The organism is Halomonas sp. 707D4, assembly GCF_024158685.1.
GTDB lineage: Bacteria > Pseudomonadota > Gammaproteobacteria > Pseudomonadales > Halomonadaceae > Vreelandella.
In genome coordinates, this window is record NZ_JAMZBD010000514.1 from 1 (window position 1) to 2,128 (window position 2,128).

The window sequence follows — 2,128 nt, forward strand, 5'->3', positions numbered from 1 at the left end:
GTGACGTGACGTGACGTGACGGGTCGGCCTCAGGCCGCCTCGGTGCGCCGGCTGGCGAGCTCCACCGCCTGGCTCAGCGCCTCGATCAGGCTGCGCTCGTCGGCGATGCCCTTGCCGGCGATGTCGAAGGCGGTGCCGTGATCCACCGAGGTGCGCACCACCGGGAGCCCCACGGTGACGTTGACGCCGGCTTCCAGGCCCATCACCTTCACCGGGCCGTGGCCCTGGTCGTGGTACATGGCGACAACGCAGTCGAAATCGCCCCGGCCGGCGCGGAAGAACAGGGTGTCCGCCGGCAGCGGCCCCTCGACGTCCCAGCCCCGGGCGCGCAGCGCCTCGATGGCGGGCACGATCTTCTCTTCCTCTTCGCCGTAGCCGAACAGGCCGTTCTCGCCGGCGTGGGGGTTGATGCCGCACACCGCGATGCGCGGGTGGTCGTTGCCGGCCCGGGCCAGGGTCTCGTGGGCGCGTTCGATGGTACGCGTCACCAGCCCCGGGTTGATCCGCGCGATGGCGTCGATGATGCCGACGTGGGTGGTGACGTGGATGACCTTCATCTTCGGGGTCACCAGCATCATCGACACTTCCTCGGTGCCGGTCAGGTGGGCCAGAAGCTCGGTGTGGCCGGGGAACAGGTGGCCGCCTGCGTGCAGCGCCTCCTTGTTCAGCGGCGCGGTGCAGATGGCGTCGAGCTCGCCGGCCTCGATCAGCTCCACGGTCTTGGCGATGTAGCGGTAGGCGGCATCGCCCGCCACGCTCGAGACCTTGCCCCAGGGCAGGTCGTCGGGAATCAGCCCCAGGTCGATGCATTCGAGGGTGCCGCGCGTAAAGCGCGCCTCGGCGGGGGTGTCGACCACGTGCAGCGCAAGCGTCGAGCCGACCACGTCCATCGCCTTCCTGAGGCGCCCCGCATCGCCGATGACCAGCGGGCGGCAGACATCGTGGACGTCGTCGTGGGCCAGGGCCCGCACGATGACTTCAGGGCCGATGCCGGCGGCATCGCCCATGGTAATACCGATAACGGGACGGTCGCTCATGAACACTCCTTATGGGTAGAAGAATCATTGGGGTCGGGCTGGCCCTGCCAGACCCGCTGAAAGGCGTGCTCGTCGCCGAACCCGCCGGCCTTGGTGATCACCTCGAGCGGTCCGGCGGGCGTGGCGGCGGTCAGCCGCGCCATGCCGATATCCGGGGCATCGACGAGCGCAAGGCGGGTGATGCCGGCCTCGACCAGAATCGCCCGGGCGGTGGCGCCGCCGGTGGCGATCAGCCGCTCGATGCGGTCAAGGCGCGGTGCCAGAAGCGCAGCCAGCGCCTGGCCGAGCAAGGGCCCCTCGGCGGCGTTACGATCCGCGCCCTGGCGAAGGCGTACCATCACGTTCTGGCGACGGGCGAGGGCGTCGTCGAGGCGCGCCTCGATCCCGCGAAGGTCGCCGCCCTCGCGCAGTGCGCCGGCGTCGATCTCGATCAGCGTCGGTGCTTGCGGGCTCTCCAGCAGGCGGTCGGCCTGGCGGTGGGAAACGCCGCTCATGCTGCCGATGACGATCAAGGTGTGGGGCGTGCCAGACGAAGGCTGTGTGCGCTCGCCGTGGCCAGCGAGGCCGAGCGCTTGAGGCAGGTGGTTGCCGAGCCCTGCCGAGCCGACCCAGAAGGTGCCCGCCAGGGTGGCGCTCAGAGCGGCCAGTCTTGCCAGATCCGTCTCATCTTCGGCGTCGCACACCAGCGCCTGGATGCCTCGGTCGCGATGGTCGGCAAGCGTCGCCGTCAGGTCCGCCGCGTTTCTGAGCGTGGCGAGATCGAGCCGGGCGCAGGTCAGCGCCGCGCCTTCGAGCATCTCGACCAGATCCGCCCGGCCCTGTATGCCTTCGTTGGTCCACACTTCGGTCTGCTCGACGGGTACGCCGTCGAGGTACTGGCGGCCGCCCCGGGTGGTGCGTCCGGTGGCCGGGTAGGCCGGGGCGACGATCGCCATGCCGGCAAGCGCTACCAGGCTTGCGATCTCGGCGGCGACGTTGCCGCGCAGGGTCGAGTCCACCTTCTTGAACAGAAAGCGAAAGCGCCCCTGCCAGGCGGTGAGCGCCTGGCGGTGGCGCTCGGCGGCCTCGGCGGCGCTGGCGCCGCGCGAATC

Annotated in this window: 2 protein-coding genes; both read right to left on the reverse strand. The window is 70.4% G+C overall.

The features are described from left to right. Positions 1-29 precede the first annotated feature (29 nt). Entirely contained in the window at positions 30-1,037 is a 1,008-nt protein-coding gene (pdxA, locus tag BIS11_RS15975) for a 4-hydroxythreonine-4-phosphate dehydrogenase PdxA (RefSeq protein ID WP_253426689.1), read from the reverse strand. After that, positions 1,034-2,128, reverse strand: a 1,095-nt coding sequence (locus tag BIS11_RS15980; protein ID WP_253586525.1) for a four-carbon acid sugar kinase family protein, incomplete at its 5' end; no start/stop codon positions are given. The genes BIS11_RS15980 and pdxA, both read right to left, overlap by 4 nt.